The sequence below is a fragment of the Mesorhizobium sp. ArgA1 genome (genome assembly GCF_053714375.1).
Genome location: NZ_JBSKBQ010000001.1, coordinates 870,729 through 889,830, shown reverse-complemented (window position 1 = coordinate 889,830; position 19,102 = coordinate 870,729). Strand labels below are relative to the sequence as shown.

The window sequence follows — 19,102 nt, the reverse complement described above, 5'->3', positions numbered from 1 at the left end:
AACGCGCACCTGTCTTGCGTACGCAGCCAGAAACTCGCACTATCCAGTCGGGATTAGGGCTGGGAATACCAAATGCCAGAGATTACGGGCGCAGAACTCGACATGATTCTGTCGGGAGACCCAGAAGAATTGGACCTACATTTACGTCTCGTCGATAGAGATATCGAAATTGATGGACACAAGGTAACAGTGCACTGCCATTGCCTAACAACGGATGCAAATGGAAGAGTAAGGGTAAAGCGGCTCGTAGAATTCATGCGCAACGCGGCTGCTGACTATGCTATTCCGCGCAAACGTATTGAAGAGGCAAGACAGCGCGACGCGAAGTTTCATTCAACCGCCGCAGTTTCAGCGCTTCATCAAGAAGCGCGAGCGGTTTTCACCGACCTTGCAACAACGGGCGAGGGGGGCGAGATGCTTTTGTTCCTGTTGGCAGAGCGCTTCCTTGGGCTGCCGCACATCCTATGCAAAATGGATCTGAAAACTGACACTCAGATGCACTATCACGGTGCCGACGGCGTCTACGCAGCTGTTACAGATGATGGGCGGTTGAAACTGTATTGGGGTGAGTCGAAGGTCTACGGCGATCCGACTGATGCCATTCGGGACTGCCTCGCATCGCTGGCCCCGTTCCTTCTCGAAGAAGATCATGAACAATCTTCGCGCGAACGTGACCTCTTGCTCCTCAGTGATAAAGCCGATCTCGGTGACCCGCGTCTGTCCGAGGCGCTAAAGCGCTACTTCGATAAGACGTCGATCCTATCTAACCGAGTTGAGTATTGCGGTGTTGCCTTGGTCGGCTTTGATGCTGATTTTTACCCGTTGAGCGACACGAGGGGCGTGTTGGATGACATGGTATTGGCGGCGAAGGCCGGCCTGGAGAATTGGAAGACGGCAGTCGGGCGCAGGCTAACCGTTGAAAAGCTCGAGCATTTTGAGGTTCACTTTCTTTGCTTACCCCTGCCTTCGGTCGAGAAATTCAGAGAAGCGTTCCTTGAGGCTATGGGACTTTCATGACCGAAAGTGAACTTCAAAACTGGCTCTCCGAGACGTCACTGCATCGTGAGCTTCAGCAACTGGGCCTCGTCACAACGCTGCTCGAGCTCGACAACGTGGCAAAGGACCCATCGCTAGAAAACGTCACATTCGACTGGCCACGTTTGATTTTTGCAGGAAGCATTCTCGCAAGATCGACGAACAGAGCGCACAAAGAAGCGAGTTTGCGAATAGCGACCGGCGCTATGCTGCTTTCCACTTCTGAATCGGTGAGAGATGCTGCTGCGGTACTATTCGACAAACTATCAAACCGCCGGTCCGCCGCCTTAGCTGAACAACGCGGTCGGTTGCGTCCAAACCTGGAATCTAGGTTGGGGATTGCCCTGCGAATAGAAGATCAGCGAAGGCAGTTGGACAGCTCGGTTCTCCTCGAGGCAACCGGCGAAAGACTGGCTGTCAACGAATTCCAATTGAAGTTCTGGTCGGCTGCCGCCAATGATCGGGCTTGGTTGTCAGCCTCCGCGCCGACCGCCTCCGGAAAGACATTTCTAGTGTTGAAATGGCTTGTCGACTCGCTCGGGGCGGGCAAAGTTCACAGAGCTGTTTATCTCGCACCGACCCGCGCATTGGTCTCGGAAATAGAAGCCTCGTTGACGCAGATTATATCCCAGTCCGATCTGGACGCGGAGGTAACTTCTCTTCCCTCGGCGCAAAAATATATCGCCGCATCAAAGGACTCCAAAAAATGCGTGTTTGTGTTCACCCAAGAGAGGCTTCATCTCCTCGCGAACCTCATGAAGGAGAAACTGGAAATCGATCTCATGGTCGTCGATGAGGCCCACAAGATCGGTGACCCTCAGCGAGGTGTCATTCTTCAGGACGCGATCGAACGGCTCCTGCGCGCTAGCCCGGCTATGCGTGTCGCCTTTGTCAGCCCGGCAACGCAAAACCCCGAAATTCTTCTGGAGGATGCGCCGGATGTCACGCCGAAACTCGCCGTAGACAGCGACGTTGCCACCGTTCTGCAGAATGTCATTGTCGCCCACCAGCTTCCGGCAAAGCCAACCAAGTGGGCGCTTCAGTTCCGTGACGGCCAAGAGTACCTGCCTATCGGTACGCTGACCCTGCCAAGCAAGCCGAACACGATGAGAAAGCGCCTCGCCTTTATTGCCGCGTCCGTGGGGCAGCGTGGTGGCACCCTTGTCTATGCTAATGGCGCTGCCGATGCGGAAGCGGTGGCTCTACTTATCAGTCAGCTGACGGAAGAAACGCCAGTAGTTGATCAAGAACTCGCTGATCTAGCTGATCTTGCACGGAGGTGCGTGCACAAAAGTTACATGCTTGCGCAACTGGTTGAACGCGGTGTTGCGTTCCACTATGGCAACATGCCTTCCCTAGTCAGACTTGAGATTGAGCGACTGTTCAGAAAGGGCAAGCTGAAGTTTCTTGTATGCACGTCCACCTTAATCGAAGGCGTTAATCTGTCCTGTAGGACCATCGTTGTCCGTGGGCCAAGAAAAGGTAAGACCACCGCCATGGAATCTCACGACTTCTGGAATCTAGCGGGACGAGCGGGGCGCTGGGGCGATGAATTCCAAGGTAATATCATCTGCATCGATGCATCGGACAAGTCTATCTGGCCGTCGGGTGTACCTCAGCGGACGCGCTACTCGATCCACCGCGAGACAGATACGGCCATGTCAAAAATTGACGGACTCACGGCCTATATTGCTGACCGGTCGACTGCGAACACACAAGATGCCAACGAAGTCAGAACATTTGAACAGGTTAGCGCATATCTGACAACGACGTACCTGCGCGAACTCTCTCTCAGTGCCGCACCATGGGCCAAGCGCAAGTCGGCTGAGGATGTTCGCAAACTCGAAGATGTCCTAGCGCGAGCGACTGCCGGCATGAGCGTCAACCCGGATATCGGTTCTCGCAACCCTGGCGTCAGCCTGTTCGGCTTAGAGCGCCTTCTGACGTACTTTAGAACCTACCCGGGACCCCCTGAAGATCTGTTGTTGGCCCCATCTGAGAGTGTCGACGCCTACGACCGCTTCACCAAAATCATGGAGCGACTGAATCAGTATGTTCTTGTTGTGTTCCTCCCTGGTACCCTCATTCCGCTTCATGCGCTGATCGTTTTAGAGTGGATGAAAGGTTTCTCACTGCCGACCATCATCCGTAAGCGGATGGAGTACCTTCAGCGCCAAGGTGTGTCATTCGACACCGCAACAGTGATACGTAACACATTGGAGCTTATAGAAAGTACAGCACGTTTTCTGGCGCCACGATATTTCTCAGCTTACGTCGATGTCTTGAATCAACATCTACGCGCTATTGGGAGAGATGACCTCATCGACAATGACTTGGACATTGGTGTCGCGCTCGAATTTGGTGTTACTTCCATCACAATGCGGTCGCTTATGGAGCTCGGAATGTCCCGCATTGGCGCCGTTGCCCTCTACGAAATCATCGCGCGCGACGACTTGGATGGGGATGGTTGCATTCGGTGGGTTCAGGAGCGCCGGGAAGAACTTGATGGCATCGGCTTGCCAGCTATAGTTCTTCGTGAGGTTCGTGAGAAAGTACTTGTGAAAACTATTTTGGGGGATGCTTAATGCCAAAGTCAGTAGAGTTGACAAACGGTCGAGTTTGGAAAGCAAAAACTACCGCCAAGCAGCACTTCAAAGAGATGCTTGGTCGATACAACGATGGAGATGTAATTACTGATTACAACGATCATAGTGATCTCTCGGCTCTATTAGAGCGTTTCGATGTTTTGGTGGCTGAAGGTGCGCCGAAGATAGGCGCAGGGATTGAGCGGTTTGAGCGACGACTGAACAAGGGCGATGGGTGGTCAAGCCCAGGATTCTGGGTTGTTCGAATCGACAAGACGTCGACCGATTTTAGCTATGTAAAGGCCGTTGACGGCAGTCCTAGACCTCAATCGCAGGAATTCTACGATGCCTGCCACAATGCGGTTTCATTGGACCTGTTGCATTTAAAACAGCGGCAGTTTGATCACTTTGCCAATGCCGATGGTGAAATCGAATGCGATATCACTGGCAAGTTTGTCGTTTATGCCGATGCTAATCTTAGCCACGCCAATCCCACATTCGGCACGATTGTAAACGACTTTCGCAAGTTCAAAGGATGGGAACATGAGTTTCCTACGGGTACGCTCACGTTTTCCCAAGATGCGCAGTTATCGACGCATTTTGCAGACGACGGATTGGCGCGCGAGTTCAAAAACTATCACCAGAAGGTTGCAGTGTTGCGCATTGTAGCCAAGTCGAGACCTGCTGGAAGCACCACTATGTCCTTAGTTGTGAAGCGCCCGTTGCATCTTAAATAGCCCGAAGAGCAAGGTCTAGGGCGAGGCTGATTGGTCGCGCTTTCGTGGGCATGGCTGGAGTCTACTGCGTGCTAATCGGCGTATGGCTGCGCCTGCTGTTCGCCTCATTTCGTGCGGATCCTCTCGAACCCACCCCGCCAGCCCTGGAACCAAATCCCAGCCTAAACTGTTCCAGTTGGATTCGACGCCGACGAGCCCTGCCTGTTGGGTGAGCGGCGCTCTTGAGGAGCTTATCATGACCATCTCGTCCAGCTTTCGTTCGCTCGCGGTTGCGGCCATCGCCACTGTTGCTGTCAGCGCTGCCAGTGCCGCGCATGCCGACAGCGGCACGATCCGCTTTGCCGTCTACAAGGCGGCCTTCTTCGTCGGCGGCTCCGGCGGCGAGGGCACGCTGACCTTCCATGGCCGCACCTATCCCATCTCGATCGGCGGTGTCTCGGGCGGCTTCGCCTTCGGCGTTTCCAAGACCTATTTCCGCGGCACCGTGCGCCATATCCGCAGGGTCCGGGATGCGACCGGGGTTTACGGCGCGGCGGGCGGTGGCGGCGCGCTCGGCAAGGGCGCGCAGGTGATCGTCATGACCAACGACAAGGGCGCCCAGCTCGAGCTTACGGGCCGGCAGGTGGGATTGCAGGTGAATGCGGATCTCAGCGGGATGGCGATTTCGTTGAAGTAGGGGCGCGGATGCGCTCTGGGTGGGCGAGTTCGCTGAGGCCGGTGGTAATCGCGTAGGGCAGCGCCAGCCCCTCTCCGTCTCGGCTTCGCCGAGCCACCTCTCCCCCATTGCATGGGGGCGAGGAAACGCTAATCGTAGAAGGTCGCGACCTTTCAAAGCTTGCGTTCCTCGCCCCCGCGTGAGCGGGGGAGAGGTGGCTCGACGAAGTCGAGACGGAGAGGGGGAGCGCCCTATCCAGCAAGCCTGGTTTTGCGACGAGATAGGCTCAACTGTCGGCCGCCTACCGCTCCTCCACAATCCTGAGATACGCCGCCGTCACGAACAGCACGATCAGCCCGAACAGGATCCGCCGCGCTCCCTCCGGCATCTGCAGGATCGTCAGCAGCGTCGTCAGCACGGTCAGGATGAGCGCGCCGATGATGGTGCCGGTGTAGCCGCCGCGGCCGCCGAAGATGGAGGTGCCGCCGATCACGGCGGCGGCCACCGAGGGCAGCACCAGCGGTTCGGCGAGCGACAGCGACGGGGCCTTGATCAGGCCGATATAGAGCAGGCCGGTGATGCCGGCGAGCACGCTGGAGGTGACGTAGAGCGCGGTGATGACCTGCCAGTATTGCACGCCCGACAGGCGCGTTGCGCGCTCATTGTCGCCGACGGCGTAGAGCAGGCGGCCGAATCCGGTGCGGGCGAGCGTGAAGACGACGAGGGCGGCTAGCGGCAGGAACAGAAGCAGCGCGTTGGGGAAGCCCCAGGTGACGCCGGTGCCGAGCCAGGCGAGGAAATCTGGGATCTTGGCGCCCGAGGCGATCACCGTGCGCTGGTAGACCTGCAGGCAGCCGGTGCCGATCAGGCTGGTACCCAGCGTCATGATCAGCGGGTGGACGCGGAAGACGCCGACGCCGATGCCGTTGACGAGGCCGATCAGCACCGCCGGCATCATCGCCAGCAGGAAGGCCACCGCCGGGTCCTGGTTGACCACTTGCGTCGCCATGATGAAGGCGCTCATCGTCGCCACCGTGCCGACCGAAAGGTCGATGCCGCCGGTCAGCATGGTCATGGTCTGGCAGCCCGCGAGAATCGCCAAGGGAATGGCGAATTTGATGGTGTTGGCGATCCAGCGCTCGTTGACGATGCCGGGGCGCAAGATCTGCAGGATCACCACCAGGAGGACGAGCAGGATGACCAGCGGGATGAGCGGCCGGTCGGCCATGAAGCGTTTTATGCGGCGGCCGAGGGGGAGGGGTTGGGGTGTGATCGCGGTGGTGCTCATGGCATGACTCTTCGCGATGGGGTTGGCGCGACTTCCCTTCTCCCCCTGTGGGAGAAGGTGGATCGGCGCTTTAGCGCCGAGACGGATGAGGGGTGCTCCAGCGGAGTGAGACGTTGGTGTTTCCTGGAACACCCCTCATCCGTCTTGCCGCTGCGCGGCAATCCACCTTCCCCCACAAGGGGGGAAGGAAGAAGGGCGCGCCGATGCTCCCACATCACTGCCGCCCCCGCATGGTAATAAACGCGCCGAACATCACCACCGCCACCATGATCAATCCTTCGATGATGGCGGTGACGTTGGGGTCGATGGCGAGCAGGGTGAGATCCGTGCGGACCAGCCGCAGCACGAAGACGGCGACGATGGGGCCGATGAGGCCGCCCTTGCCGCCGCCGAGCGCCACGCCGCCCAGTACGACGGCGGCAACGCTGGCAAGCAGATAAGGGCCGGGGATGGGGGCGCCGATGCCGGTGCTCATGGTCAGCGCCAGGCCGCCAAAGGCGGCGAACAGGCCAGACAGCGCATAGGCGATGATGCGAGTTCGCTTGACCGGCACGCCTGAGCGGAACGCCGCCAGCTCGCTCGAGCCGATGGCATAGATGGAGAGGCCGAGGCGCGAGCGCCTGAGCGGTATCCAGATGATGCACAAGCAGACGATCAGCACCAGCAGCGCCTTGGGCAGCCATGCGTCGACGGCGTCGGGCAGGCCGGGGATCGGCACGGTGCCGGAGATCAGCGCCTTCAGCCACTCGGCGGCGGCGCCGCCCGGCGCGTCGAGCACCAGAAGGGCCGCGCCTTGCAGCACGAACAGCATGGCGAGCGTGACGACAATGTCCGGCACGCGGGTGACGACGATGAGCAGGCCGTTGAGCGCTCCGAACACGAAACCCATGGCGAGCACGAAAGGCACGACGAACAGCGCGTATTCCTCGCTCGCGCCATTCATCATCGACGCTGCGGTGACGCTGGTCAGCGCCATCATGGCGGCGACCGACAGGTCGATGCCGCCGGCGATGACCACCACCGTCTGCGCGGCGACGGCAAAGGCGTAGGGCAGGACGGCGCGGGCGAGCGAGCCGAAATCGCCGCTGCCATAGGCGGGCTGGATGATCCTGGTCGCAATGAACAGCACGATGAGCAGGGCGAACAGGCCGACGACCCAGCCCTGGCGGCGCAGGAAATGGCTCATGGCGTAGCCCCCGAGGCGCCGGAGGAAGTGGGATCGGCCAGAATGCCGATATCGGCCTTGGCGCCGCGCGGCAGGCCGTAGGCGGCTCGCATCAGCGCCGGCTCGTCGGCCTCCTCGACCGGAAAAATGTCGACCAGGTGGCCGCCGAAGATGACGATGACGCGGTCGCAGACGCGCTGCACCTCTTCCAGCTCGGAGGTGTAGAACAGCACCGACTTGCCGTTGCCGGCGAGCTCGCGCAGCAGCTTGTAAATCTCCTGCTTGGTGCCGACATCGATGCCGCGCGTCGGGTCGAAGCACAGGATCGTGCGGGCGTTCGCCGCGATCCAGCGGGCGATGGTCACCTTCTGCTGGTTGCCGCCGGACAGGCGCTGCACCTCGCCTTGCGCGCGGGTGTCGATCTGCAGCCGCTCGATGGCGCTGAGCACGGTGGCGCGCTCGCGGCGCATATTGATCGGGCCCCAATTGCGGAGCGCTGCGCTGAAGGGCAGCGCAATGTTCTCGCGCACCGAGCGCTGCATGGCGAGCGCCTCCGAACGGTCGCCCGGCACATAGGCAATGCCTGCGCGAATGGCGTCGATCGGGTGCGAAAATTTTACTGGTTTGCCATCGACTTCGATCGTGCCGCCGGAGGGCCGGATCGAGCCGGCAAGGGCGGCGAACAACTCGTCCTGGCCCTGGCCTTCGAGCGCGACGACGCCGGCGACCTCGCCATCGGCGAGATCGAAGGAGACGTCGCTGAGCTTGGTGCCGACGCGCAGGTTGTGCACCGAAATGCGCGGCCGGGCAGCGGCGGGCGCGGCCTTCTCGGCGGCGCTGCGGGCGGCGACATGGGTCTTGACGATGCGGGTGCCGAGCATCAGCTCGACGATCTTTTCCTCGACGCCCGGCACGATGTCGACGACGCCGACAGTCTCGCCGTCGCGCAGCACGGTGGCGCGGTCGCATAGCGCCGAGATTTCGACGAAGCGATGCGAGATGAAGATCACGGCACGGCCTGAATCGCCCTGGCGGCGCACCACTTCCAGCACTTTTTCGGCGAGGTTGGCGGGCAGTGCCGCCGTCATCTCGTCGAGCAACAGCACGTCGGGCTCGACAGCCAGCGCACGCGCAAGGTCGAGTACGCGCAGCACCGCCAGCGGAATGTCGCGCGCGGTGTCGCGCAGGTCGAGGTCGGTGATGCCCAACTCGCGCACCCAGGCGCGGAACGGCTCGACCGGCGTGCCGGTCAGCCTGAGATTGGACAGCACGTCGAGATCGGGGATCAGCGACGGCTCCTGGTAGACCGGCAAAAGCCCGGCGCGGCGCGCGGCAGCGGGCGAGCGTATGTCGCGTGCCTCGCCGCGGATCAGGATGCGCCCAGAATTGGCCGGAATGGCGCCGGTCAGGATCTTCACCAGCGTCGACTTGCCGGCGCCATTGGCGCCCATCAGGGCGTGCACCTCCCCCGGCAGGACCGATAGCGACGCGTTGCGCAGCGCTGCGACGGCGCCGTAGTTCTTGGCGACGCCTGACGCGTCGAGGAGGGGGCTGGTGGTCAAATGGTTGGTTCTCGGGTCAAGCGTTCAAATGGATGGCCGAAGCGACGGTGACCCCTTCTCCCCTTGTGGGAGAAGGTGGCCTCGCGAAGCGAGGTCGGATGAGGGGTGTTCCAGAAAACACCAACGCCTCATTCCGCCACTCACCCCTCATCCGTCTCGGCGCTGCGCGCCGATCCACCTTCTCCCACAAGGGGAGAAGGCAGAAGCCCGGCATTATGTAGCTGTCACACCTGATTATGCGTAATGCATATTATGCGTAATGCATATCACGCATTACACCGGAACGAAGCTGGAACGATTTTCTCACAATTGCCATTGCACGGACTATTGCATCGAATCGGCCATGGGGTTATATCGCCACCATGGCACACGATCTTAACCTTATTTCCATCCGCTACCGAGAGGTCGAGCAACAGATTGCTCGCCACAGGGACGAGATAGCGAAATTGGAATCAGAGCTTCCCGAGCTTGATATAGCCGGGCGCGTCATTGCGCGTCTGTCTGGTGCAGAGTGGCCTCCGGCTGGCGCGGCAGATGAACCGAAGCCGGAGAATGCTGCTAGCGCAAAGCCGGACGGGCTTCCGACGATGCCAGAGATGATCCTTGTCGTTATGGCCAATAGCTATCGCCAAGGGCGGCGTGGCATGGAACCGAAGGATGTGACCAAGGCGATTTCTGAGCGCTATTGGTCGGACTTGAAGGGGTCCACCAGCGTTAGCACGACTATGTGGCGGATGGCGCAGCCCAAGGATGGGCGCCTTCTTAAGGACGATGACTCGCCGTTGTATATGCTGGCGAGCGAACCGCTTCCGTTCAACGAAAAACCCGCTGACCCAGTTTCCGAGGGGGAACAGTCAGCGGGCTTGTCTCAACCCAGTGCGCAAGGCGGTGAGCCCGGCCGGGAGGTGGAACATGACAACATGAACTTTTGACCCGTTCGGGCGGCTGAGGCGTTGGCGCGCCTTGGTCGCCTGTGTGGGCCGGGAAGTGGTTTCCGTTCCTGGGTTTGCACCATGGGGCGCGGGGTCCGACTCCCCGTCGGTCCACCAAATCACCTAACAGAATCTGATGGATTCGTCAAACCGGGCCTGCTTCTACAGCGGCCCGGTTATGCCGTTATCTGTGAAGTTGATGCCTCGCGTTTCCAATGCCGAGCGCAAGGCGTTCATATTGTTGCCAATAGGAACGCGGCGACCCTTTTCAAAGTCCCGCACTGTTGACAGCGAAACACCGCCGGCATCGGCCAGTTCGGATTGTGACAGGTCTAGCCACCCACGGGCAGCACGGCATTGTTGGGGCGTCATGTCATGAGCCATAATCGACAAAACTATTTTCGTCAACACCAACGATTTTTGTTGACCTCAGTCTTTTCAACCATTATCACTAAGGTCAACGAAAATCGTTGACGTAGTGATGGCCCAGCACTTCCTCCTTTCAACCGCAGCTCGCTCGCTTTCTCTGGCGAAGGTTGCGCGTATGAGCGAGGAACAGGCGCATAACGCCTTCCAAGCCATTCGCTGGGTTGAGACGGATGGCAAGCCCGTCTGCCCATATTGCGATTGCGATGCCTGCTATAGCTTCAAGGCTCGTCGCATCTTCAAGTGCAAAGCCTGTCAGAAGCAGTTTTCCGTTACGTCCGGCACCATCTTCGCCAATCGCAAGATGCCCATCCGCGACTATCTCTTGGCTATTGCCATCTTCGTAAATGGTGCGAAGGGCTATGCCGCGCTGCAATTGAGCCGCGACCTCGACGTGCAATACAAGACCGCTTTCGTGCTGGCTCACAAGCTTCGCGAAGCCATTGCCGCTGAGCAGGCCCAGGTTGGGCAGCTTGCCGGGCATGTCGAAGTGGACGGTGCCTATTTCGGCGGACATATCCGCCCTGCCAACTACAAGGCCGATCGGATCGACCGCCGCCTTGCTCGCCACCAGACCGGCAAACGCCGCGTTGTCGTCGTGATGCGTGAGCGCGCCGGCCGCACCTTGACCAAGGTGTTCAATACCGAAGCGCAGTCAGTTTCTCACATTGCCGGCGCCGTTCATCCTACGGCGACTGTATACGCCGACGAAGCGACGCATTGGGATGGGCTGCACGCCCGCTTCCTGACCAAACGCATCAATCACCAGCACGCCTATTCAGACGACGGCGCCTGCACCAATCAGGCCGAAAGCTTTTTCTCCCGTCTGCGCCGCGCCGAGATCGGCACCCATCACCAAATCAGCGGCCGCTACCTTCACGCCTATGCGTCGGAGATGTCATGGCGTGAAGATAACCGGCGTGTCAGCAATGGCGAGCAATACCTCGCTGTGGCCAACGCTTCGCTCAATCATCCGGTTAGTCGCGTATGGGCTGGCTACTGGCAAAGGTCTGCTGGCTAAGCCTTGCGACGCGTCCCCTTCCGCGTAGGCGTCGCAACTTGCGGAACTAGCAAGGGCTCGTCCAAATCGAGACCTTTTTGAGCATCTTTTGCCCTGCCGCCTTCAATTGGATACTTGAACGAAGGTTGAGCCCGCATTTGCTCTGGCGTCATGGTTGGAGGACTGCGCCGCGCAGACATGCGTCTCGCTGCTGACGCCGCCGATATAATGTCATGAACTGGCGGCAAATCCGGCCGCTGGCCTTCAAACAATTGAGCGATTGTGCGGATTTGGACGCGCGAGCGAAGGCGATTGAACGCTTCTACGGAGCCGGCCTCCCTTGCCGCCCGCACCATTGCGGAAGTCGGCTCATGAAGCGTCACGAAGACACCTATATCCGACCCCTGACTATGCATGGTGCCGATCAGGTCGCGGATATGGTCGGCGTGAATGTTCCTCCCACCTTTTACAGAGACGATAGCTGGGCGGATGGTATTGGCGTCGTGCGAGTAATAGATAAGCCCATCCACGCCTTTGTCAGCACCACGCTTGCCGCCATCGCGAGGCTGGCCGTCTACCATGGTGAGCGCCCACAATTGGAAATCGTGGGGATCTTCATCGAAGAGTCTTTGCGCGGCATCAACATCGCGCGGAATCCCTTCCACTTCATAATCGACCTTGTTCTTAAGCTTCATTTTGCGCAGGCGACGCTCCACAACGTCGATAGCCAACACCGTGATGTCAATGCCGATCCATTGCCGTCCGAGCCGTTGCGCCGCCTCAATTGCGGTGCCGCAGCCGCAAAAGGGGTCAAGGATCACGTCACCAGGTTTTGTGCTCAATCGAATGATGCGCTCAAGCAGGGGGAGCGGCTTTTGGGTCGGGTAGCCAAGACGCTCTTGGGCTTGAGAATTGATGGGAGGGATGTCCGTCCACACGTCGTCCAGCGGCATCCCGCGTTGCTCGTCTAGATAGCGCTTAAAGCTTGGAACACGGCCGGCGGCGTTCTGCACGATGAGACCGGCATCATATGCCGCCTGCATCCTGTCCTTTGTCCAGCGCCATACCCTTGTTACGCCGAGAAATTCGTAGGTTAGATTTGGCCGGTTGGAGTTCGGATTGATAAGATTGTCCAGCCTGTACCGCCGACCATCGGCATCTACGTACCGGTATTTGGTTTTGATTGTCTCCGGGAGGTTGTCGTGATCATACGGAGCAAACCCCTCGTCCGCGTTCCATTCGTTGTTGCCACCAGAATAGAGCAATATTGAATCGTGATTTGTGGGCAACCGGCGCGTCATCAACGATTTGCCCGTAGATCGGCGCCAGATGATTTCATTCCGAAATTCGCCGTCGCTGAAAATCTGGTCGAGCAGGATTTTCAGATAGTGGCTGGCGCTGGAATCGCAGTGCAGAAATAGGCTGCCTGTAGGTTTAAGAACGCGCTTCATTTCAAGCAGCCTAGCCGTCATCATGGTCAAGTAGGCCATAAGGTCGCTTTTCTGCATGAAGTTGTTCAAAGCGGTAAGAATGCCATAGGCCGGCGAGTGACTATTGCGCACCAACGCGAACGCGTGATCCGCAGCCGGTCCCCACTGCCAAGAATCCTCAAAAGCTTGATATTGCGCACCTCCATCTTTTCCGGTCGGAGAGCGGTACAGGATGTTATAAGTCGCCTGAGAATTGAATGGCGGATCGAGGTAAATCATATCGACGCTGGCTGCATCAAACTGTGATAGCCAGTCGAGATTGTCCCCGAAGAACAGCTTGTTCATCAGCCAGTCCCTTTGCCCATCGATAGATTGTGAATGGAGATAGTTAAGAAGTAATCGACGCGGATTTAGACCTTCCGGCGATACCAATTCTTCTGGCTCTTGACGCACTCAATGACCTTGGCGACCAACGCACCGTTTGTCGCGTCCCAACCCTTCATCTCGATTATCCGGGCAGCCGTCTCGCGATATGTGAGCTTCACGCCTTCGGCTTCTATGTCTCGCATGAGCCTAGGCAACTCACGCCGCTTGAAGCGATAGACGTGCTTGCGCTTGGGCTTGATTTCGGCGGGGTCGCCCTCATAGGCGAAGATCGCCAAGGTGTGGTCGATATAGGCAAGCTGGTCGATCAGGACCGATCTCTGCCTATCCAAGACGATAACCTCGGCGGCCAATTCGGCCCGCTTTGCGACCAATGCGGATATGACGTGCGGCTCACCCATGCCGCACCATACGCCAACGCTAATCGTTGACGCTATTCTTTTTAGGTGTGACAGCTACATAATGCCGCAGAAGCCCAGCCTTACTCCCCCGGGCCCTTGCACGCGATGATCTGCTCTTTCGTGTAGGTCGTCCACTCCGGGATCGAGATCGAGACCGGCCATTCCGGGCTGAGCGACGGGTCGGCGGCGGCTTTCAGCTTGGCCTTGCCTTCGTCGGTGGCGTTGTCCCACAGCTGCGGGTCGACCAGCACGGTCTGCTGCGCCGGCTTCTTGCCGTCGAGGATCTGCAGCGCCAGCGTGACGCCGGCACCGCCGATCGAGCCGGGGTTGGTGACGGCGGCGCCGACGAGGCCCTTGACCGAGCTCAGCTGGCCGACGAAGCCGGCATTGTCGGCGCCGACCACCGGCACCAGCGGCGCCTGCGATTCGACCAGCGCGTCGACGATGACGTTGTCGATGCCGGAGGTCCAGATGCCGTTGATCGGCGTGCCCGTGGCGAGGAACGACAGCATCTGCTGCTTGGCCTGGTCCTGCTGCCAGCCGGTGAAGACTTCCTGCGCGACCTTCACGTCGGGGTTTTCGGCCAGCGCCTTCTTGAAGCCTTTGTCGCGATCGGAGTCAGCCGAAGCGCCCGCCGCGCCGCGCATGTAGAACACCTCGCCCTTGCCGCCCATCTGCTGGAACAGCCACTTGGCGCCGAGATAGGCATACTGTTCCTGGTTGTTGGAGATGATGTAGGCCGACGGTTCGGTGACTGCCTGGTCGACGGCGACGACGACAATGCCGGCCTTGGTGGCTTCTTCCAAGCCCGCCTTGATGCCGGCCGGATCGGCGGGGTTGACGACGATGGCGTCGACCTTGGCGCTGATCAGGTTGCGGATGTCTTCCAACTGGCCGGCGGCATCGGTGTTGCGGTGGGCGATGTTGAGTTTTGTCACCTCGCCGGAGGCAAGCGCCTGCGCCTTCATCGCGCAGACCATTTCCTCGCGCCAGCCATTGCCCTGCACGGTGTTGGAAATGCCGATCGTGTATTTGCCTTCCGCCGACGAGACGCCCACCGAGGCGAGCAAGGCAGCGCCCGCAAACAGCGGGACCATGGTCAGTATTCTCTTCATGTCAGTACTCCTCCACATTGTTTTCAGTTTCAGGGCCGGACCCTTGGAAGGATCAGACCAAGACGTTTTCATCATCATTTGACGAAGGGTCGCAGGACGTCGCGGGCGAGCAAAAAGCCGCGCTTGACCTGATCGTCGCTGCCTTCAAAGCGCCTGTCCTCGTGCTCGATGATGACCGAGCCGTCATAGCCGGCGCGGTAGAGGCCGGAAAAGAAGCCGCTCCAGTCGACATCGCCCAACCCCGGCATGCGCGGCACCTGCCAGCCTATCCCGGCCGAAAGAATCCCGCGCTCATACAAACCATCATGATCAATCATCAGGTCCTTGGCGTGGACATGCAGCATGTAGGCGCCGAATTCCCTGATGAAGCGGCTCTGGTCGATCATCTGCCAGACCAGATGCGAGGGGTCGAAATTCATGCCGACATCGCCGCCCCAGGCCTCCAGGATGCGGCGCCAGACCTGCGGCGAGTAAGCGATGTTGTGCCCGCCCGGCCATTCGTCATGGCTGAAGATCATCGGGCAATTCTCGAAGGCGAGTTTTACGCCGTGGTCGCGCGCATAAGCGACGATTTCGGGCCAGACTTTCAGCGCATCCTGCCAGTTGACGTCGACGGTCTTCGAGGCATCGCCGCCGCAGAAGGTGTTGACCACGGACACACCCATATTGGCGGCCAGCACGATGACCTTCTTCAGATGGCCGATGACCGCCTCGCGGTGTGCGGGGTCGGGATGCAGCGGGTTGGGATAATAGCCGAGGCCGGAGACTGTCAGTTGCTTCTGCGCCAACTCGGCGACGATGTCCTTGGCTTGTGCAGGGGACGTGGAAGCGGCATCGATATGGCTGGTGCCGGCATAGCGCCGGGTCGCGCCGGACGTCTTTGGCCAGCAGGCGATCTCCAGCGCCTCGAACCCGGCCGAGTGCGCCCAGCCGGCGACCTCACCAAGCGGCGTCTCCGCGAACGGCGCGGTCAGCAGTCCAAGTTTCATAGTGCCTCCCCTGGTCGTGGCTTCACGACCGGTACCTATAATGCCGATTGTTTGGATCGCTTCAACCTCGCGACCTCATCTTGTTCCAGACTGTGTCGGACCGCCGCCATCGGATCGTCCGAAAGCAGCTCGCCAAGCGCTGAAGTGACGGCTGCGCGGAGGCTCCCGTCAGCGGCAAGGCCGGGGTCGAATATCCCGTCGATGGCAAGGATTGCGGACGCCAGCGCCGGCGCATCATGGCCCGTCGCATCGGCGATCGCTGCTACCTTGTCGGCATAGGGATCCGAAACAGGCCAGCGCTTGCCGAAGCGTGCGGAAGCCTGGATGAGATAAGCCATCCAGCCGGCGACCGGCACCGATAGCAGGGCGATGCTGGCGCCCTGGCTTAGCCGGTCGCGGATCGGGTTGAGCAGGCGCTGGACGATCTTCTGCGAGCCGTCGGTGGCGATCTGGTGGTTGCGGTGGCGGATCGCGGTGTTCTTCAGCCGGCCGAGGCTCTGCTCGACATAGGCGAGCGGCAAGATGCCAGGCACAGGCATCAGCGTCGGCACAGTCTCTTCCACCAGCATGCGCCTGATGAAGTCCGACAGCAGCGGGTCGGCCATGGCATCCGATGTGTGCTCCAGCCCAGCCAGTACGCCTAGCGTCGCCAGCGATGTCTGGGCGCCGTTCAGCACCCGCATCTTGAGATGCTCGAAGGGCGTGACATTGTCGACGAACGTAGCGCCGACCAGATCCCAGCGCGGCATGCGGCCGGCGAATTTTTCCTCGATCACCCATTGCCGGAACGGCTCACTGACAGCGACGGCGCCATCGCGGTAACCGAACCATTGCTCGACGCTGTCGAGATCGGCCTGCGTTACCGCCGGCGCGATGCGATCGACCATGGCCGAGGGGAAGGCGACATTGGCCGCAATCCAGTCCGCCAGTCCATTGCCGCGCCGTTCGGCAAAGCTGCGCACGACATTGCCGAGGATGATGCCATTGGCCGGAATGTTGTCGCAGGAGAGCAGCGTGAGCGGCCTTCCATGCGTGGCCATGCGCAGCTCCAGCGCCCGCACCAATATTCCGGGCACGCTACGCGGCGTCTCGGGGTTGGCGAGGTCATGGACGATATCTGGATGGCCGAGGTCGAGTTCGCCGTTCGACGGGATGTGGCAATAGCCCTTCTCGGTCACCGTCATCGTCACCAGTTCGATGTCGGGAGACACCAACACACCGAGCGCGGGTGCGGCACTTTCCTGGCTGTCGACCACCCTGACGATGCTGCCGATGACGCGCGCCTCGATGTGGCTGTTCTCACGGATCAGTCGCGTGTAGAGGCCGGTCTGCCGTCCCAGCGTGCCGGCAAGGCTTGGCGGGCGGATGTTGATGCCGACGATGCCCCAGCGGTCGAACCGCAGCGAGATGAGATCGTCGGTGTATTCGGCCTGATGGCAGCGGTGGAAAGCGCCGACACCGAGATGCGCCATGCCGGGCGCCAGCATCGTGCGGTCGTAGGACGGTGTCTGCACCGATGCCGGCAAGCGGTCGAGTAGCGCCGGCCCAAGCGTTTCGACGGCGGTCACCGGTTCGCCCCGATCACCGCCTGTTCCTGGTCGATCACCGCGCCGGTCATCGGCCCTGCGGCGTCGGAGAGCAGGAAGACGGCAAGGCTGGCGATATCGTTCGGCGTCAGCAGCCGGCCGAAAGGCTGCGCGGCATTGGCCTTGTCCAGCCAGCCGGGGCCGTTGCCCAGCGTTTCGGCCTGCATGATGCGTTCGGCCGGCGTGTCGGTCCAGCCGACATTGATGCCGTTGACGCGGATGCGGTCGAAGCGGTGGGCATTGGCGGCGTTCTTGGTCAGCGTCGCCAGCGCGCCCTTGGTGGCGGAATAGACGGCAAGCTCCGGCGAACCGCAATGGGCGTTGATCGACAGGATGTTGACGATCGCGCCGGGCTCTCCGCGCTGCTTCATGTCGGCGATCGCCGCCTGCATAAGGAAGAACGGCGCGCGCGCGTTGACGGCGAACAGCGACGCCCAATCGTCGAGGCTGGCGTCGAGGAAAGAAGCGCGGTCGGTCAGCCCGGCGGCGTTCACGAGGGCATCGATATGGCCGAAGCGCTCGATGCAGGCCTGCGCCAGGAGGGCAGGGGCTGCCGGATCGGCGAGATCGGCGGCAACGAAGATCGTCGGCGTGCCCAACTGCGACAGCTCTGCGGCCACCGCTTCGCCACGCGTCGTCTCGCGGCCGGTGACGACAAGTCCGGCGGCGCCGGAACGCGCCAGCGTCTCGGCTATGGCGCGGCCAATGCCTTGCGTCGACCCGGTGACCAAAGCCACCTTGCCGTCCAGCCGGATCTCCATTCCTCCTCCCGGAACAAAGTTTCTATTTTTTTGAATATGGAACGGCAATTCCCGATAGTCAATTGGACCAGCGGCGCCTCATTCGCCACGCCTTGACGCGACGCCATGGACCAGCGCCATTCCCACGGCCAGTGATGCCGCCAGCGAGCGGAAGCCGGCAAAGTCGGATTCCACCACTTCCAGCCAGCTGTCCGAAAGCCGGATCAGTGGGCTGAAAGTGCTGTCGGTGACGGTGACGATGCGCGCCTTGCGCTCATGAGCCACCGCGACGAGGTCGGGCGTGATCGAATTGTAGGGACTGAAGGAGACTGCCAGCACGGCATCCCGGCCGCCGATGCAGCCGATCTGGTCGAGTGCCGAGGATCCGACATTGTCGACCAGCACATTGCGCACGCCCTGCTGCGACAGGGTCAGTGAGAGGTAGGCGGTGACGGGAAAGGCGCGCTTGGAGCCGATGACATAGATCAGGTCGGCCGCCGCCAGCAGCGCCACCATCTTGTCGAAACTCTTGACGTCGAAGCCGGCCTCGATGCGGCCAAGCGAGGCCTGCGATGCGCCGACCATGCCGTGCAGGAAATGCAGATTGGGCTCGGTCTCGGTGCGCGGCTCGCCGCGTCCTTCCGGCCATGATCCCTTGATGTGCTCCTTGAACAGGCCCTGGAAATCGGAAAAGCCGGAATAGCCGAAGATCTGGGCAAAGCGCACCAGCGTCGAGGGTTGCACGCCGGCCTGCGCCGCCACCTGCGCGATGGTGCCGAGCGCCACGTCGCTCGGATGCTGCCACAGGAAGATCGCCACCTGGCGCAGCCGCTTCGGAAAATGGACCGTGCCCGACGAAAGCACCGCGCGCAGCTCCTCATAGGTCTGCGGCTGGATGTAGCCGAGTGCCGCCAGCGAGCGTCCGCGCTTGCGCGTCGCCGCCTCGTCGGCGATCGATCGTCCGGATCCCTTGTTTGCCCCATTCATGATTTCAGGCTAGCGCGATACGATCGTTTTACAATATGAAAATTGGAACATGTGTTCGAAAGCGGTCTGCCGGGAGGAGCTTGAA

General features: G+C 60.4%; 17 protein-coding genes. 6 read left to right on the top strand and 11 right to left on the bottom strand.

Going from position 1 to position 19,102, the window contains the following annotated elements:
• The first annotated feature begins 72 nt into the window (after nt 1-72).
• The 4 genes from ACWGTI_RS04305 to ACWGTI_RS04290 all read left to right on the top strand — a co-directional run bounded on the left by ACWGTI_RS04305 (nt 73) and on the right by ACWGTI_RS04290 (nt 5,033).
• A complete protein-coding gene (locus tag ACWGTI_RS04305; protein WP_454585955.1) occupies nt 73-1,017 on the top strand; it encodes a HamA C-terminal domain-containing protein in 945 nt (314 codons plus the stop codon).
• Nucleotides 1,014-3,620, top strand: coding sequence for a DEAD/DEAH box helicase (locus tag ACWGTI_RS04300; RefSeq protein ID WP_454585954.1), 2,607 nt, complete (start codon nt 1,014-1,016; stop codon nt 3,618-3,620). The genes ACWGTI_RS04305 and ACWGTI_RS04300 overlap by 4 nt, the downstream gene beginning before the upstream one ends.
• A complete protein-coding gene (locus ACWGTI_RS04295) occupies nt 3,620-4,357 on the top strand; it encodes a DCL family protein (RefSeq protein ID WP_454585953.1) in 738 nt (245 codons plus the stop codon). Before ACWGTI_RS04300 ends, ACWGTI_RS04295 begins: the two co-directional genes overlap by 1 nt.
• A gap of 235 nt (nt 4,358-4,592) precedes the next feature.
• Nucleotides 4,593-5,033 (top strand): hypothetical protein, encoded by a 441-nt coding sequence (locus ACWGTI_RS04290; protein WP_454585952.1) that lies wholly within the window; start codon nt 4,593-4,595, stop codon nt 5,031-5,033.
• Nucleotides 5,034-5,313: 280 nt separating this feature from the next.
• Here ACWGTI_RS04290 and ACWGTI_RS04285 read toward each other — a convergent pair whose 3' ends face one another.
• The 3 genes from ACWGTI_RS04285 to ACWGTI_RS04275 all read right to left on the bottom strand — a co-directional run bounded on the left by ACWGTI_RS04285 (nt 5,314) and on the right by ACWGTI_RS04275 (nt 9,027).
• Nucleotides 5,314-6,300 carry an ABC transporter permease gene (locus ACWGTI_RS04285; protein WP_454585951.1) on the bottom strand — a complete coding sequence of 329 codons (987 nt, stop codon included), beginning with the start codon at nt 6,298-6,300 and terminating at the stop codon, nt 5,314-5,316.
• A gap of 214 nt (nt 6,301-6,514) precedes the next feature.
• Nucleotides 6,515-7,486, bottom strand: a complete 972-nt coding sequence (locus ACWGTI_RS04280; protein ID WP_454585950.1) for an ABC transporter permease — start codon at nt 7,484-7,486, stop codon at nt 6,515-6,517.
• Complete coding sequence (locus ACWGTI_RS04275; RefSeq protein WP_454585949.1) at nt 7,483-9,027, bottom strand: sugar ABC transporter ATP-binding protein; 1,545 nt, start codon at nt 9,025-9,027, stop codon at nt 7,483-7,485. Before ACWGTI_RS04275 ends, ACWGTI_RS04280 begins: the two co-directional genes overlap by 4 nt.
• A 362-nt stretch (nt 9,028-9,389) precedes the next feature.
• On the opposite strand from ACWGTI_RS04275, the gene ACWGTI_RS04270 reads away from it, so the two are divergent.
• Nucleotides 9,390-9,959: a hypothetical protein gene (locus ACWGTI_RS04270; protein ID WP_454585948.1), complete on the top strand. Its 570-nt coding sequence runs from the start codon at nt 9,390-9,392 to the stop codon at nt 9,957-9,959.
• Nucleotides 9,960-10,121: 162 nt separating this feature from the next.
• Here ACWGTI_RS04270 and ACWGTI_RS04265 read toward each other — a convergent pair whose 3' ends face one another.
• Entirely contained in the window at nt 10,122-10,331 is a 210-nt protein-coding gene (locus ACWGTI_RS04265) for a helix-turn-helix domain-containing protein (protein ID WP_454586477.1), read from the bottom strand.
• A gap of 109 nt (nt 10,332-10,440) precedes the next feature.
• Between ACWGTI_RS04265 and ACWGTI_RS04260 the strand changes: the two genes are divergently transcribed.
• Nucleotides 10,441-11,406: an IS1595 family transposase gene (locus ACWGTI_RS04260; protein WP_454585947.1), complete on the top strand. Its 966-nt coding sequence runs from the start codon at nt 10,441-10,443 to the stop codon at nt 11,404-11,406.
• Here the strand turns inward: ACWGTI_RS04260 and ACWGTI_RS04255 are convergent.
• The 7 genes from ACWGTI_RS04255 to ACWGTI_RS04225 form a co-directional block, all read right to left on the bottom strand.
• Nucleotides 11,403-13,160 carry a DNA methyltransferase gene (locus ACWGTI_RS04255; protein ID WP_454585946.1) on the bottom strand — a complete coding sequence of 586 codons (1,758 nt, stop codon included), beginning with the start codon at nt 13,158-13,160 and terminating at the stop codon, nt 11,403-11,405. The two genes, ACWGTI_RS04260 and ACWGTI_RS04255, sit on opposite strands and share 4 nt — an antisense overlap.
• 65 nt (nt 13,161-13,225) lie before the next feature.
• On the bottom strand, nt 13,226-13,531 hold the full coding sequence (locus ACWGTI_RS04250; RefSeq protein ID WP_454585945.1) for a hypothetical protein: 306 nt from the start codon (nt 13,529-13,531) through the stop codon (nt 13,226-13,228).
• Between the two features lie 149 nt (nt 13,532-13,680).
• A complete protein-coding gene (locus ACWGTI_RS04245; RefSeq protein WP_454585944.1) occupies nt 13,681-14,715 on the bottom strand; it encodes an ABC transporter substrate-binding protein in 1,035 nt (344 codons plus the stop codon).
• A 74-nt stretch (nt 14,716-14,789) separates the two neighbouring features.
• Complete coding sequence (locus ACWGTI_RS04240; protein ID WP_454585943.1) at nt 14,790-15,704, bottom strand: sugar phosphate isomerase/epimerase family protein; 915 nt, start codon at nt 15,702-15,704, stop codon at nt 14,790-14,792.
• A 35-nt stretch (nt 15,705-15,739) separates the two neighbouring features.
• Nucleotides 15,740-17,272, bottom strand: coding sequence for a mannitol dehydrogenase family protein (locus tag ACWGTI_RS04235; RefSeq protein ID WP_454585942.1), 1,533 nt, complete (start codon nt 17,270-17,272; stop codon nt 15,740-15,742).
• Nucleotides 17,269-18,051 (bottom strand): SDR family oxidoreductase, encoded by a 783-nt coding sequence (locus ACWGTI_RS04230; RefSeq protein WP_454585941.1) that lies wholly within the window; start codon nt 18,049-18,051, stop codon nt 17,269-17,271. Before ACWGTI_RS04230 ends, ACWGTI_RS04235 begins: the two co-directional genes overlap by 4 nt.
• 78 nt (nt 18,052-18,129) lie before the next feature.
• Nucleotides 18,130-19,017: a MurR/RpiR family transcriptional regulator gene (locus tag ACWGTI_RS04225; RefSeq protein WP_454585940.1), complete on the bottom strand. Its 888-nt coding sequence runs from the start codon at nt 19,015-19,017 to the stop codon at nt 18,130-18,132.
• Nucleotides 19,018-19,102: the final 85 nt, after the last annotated feature.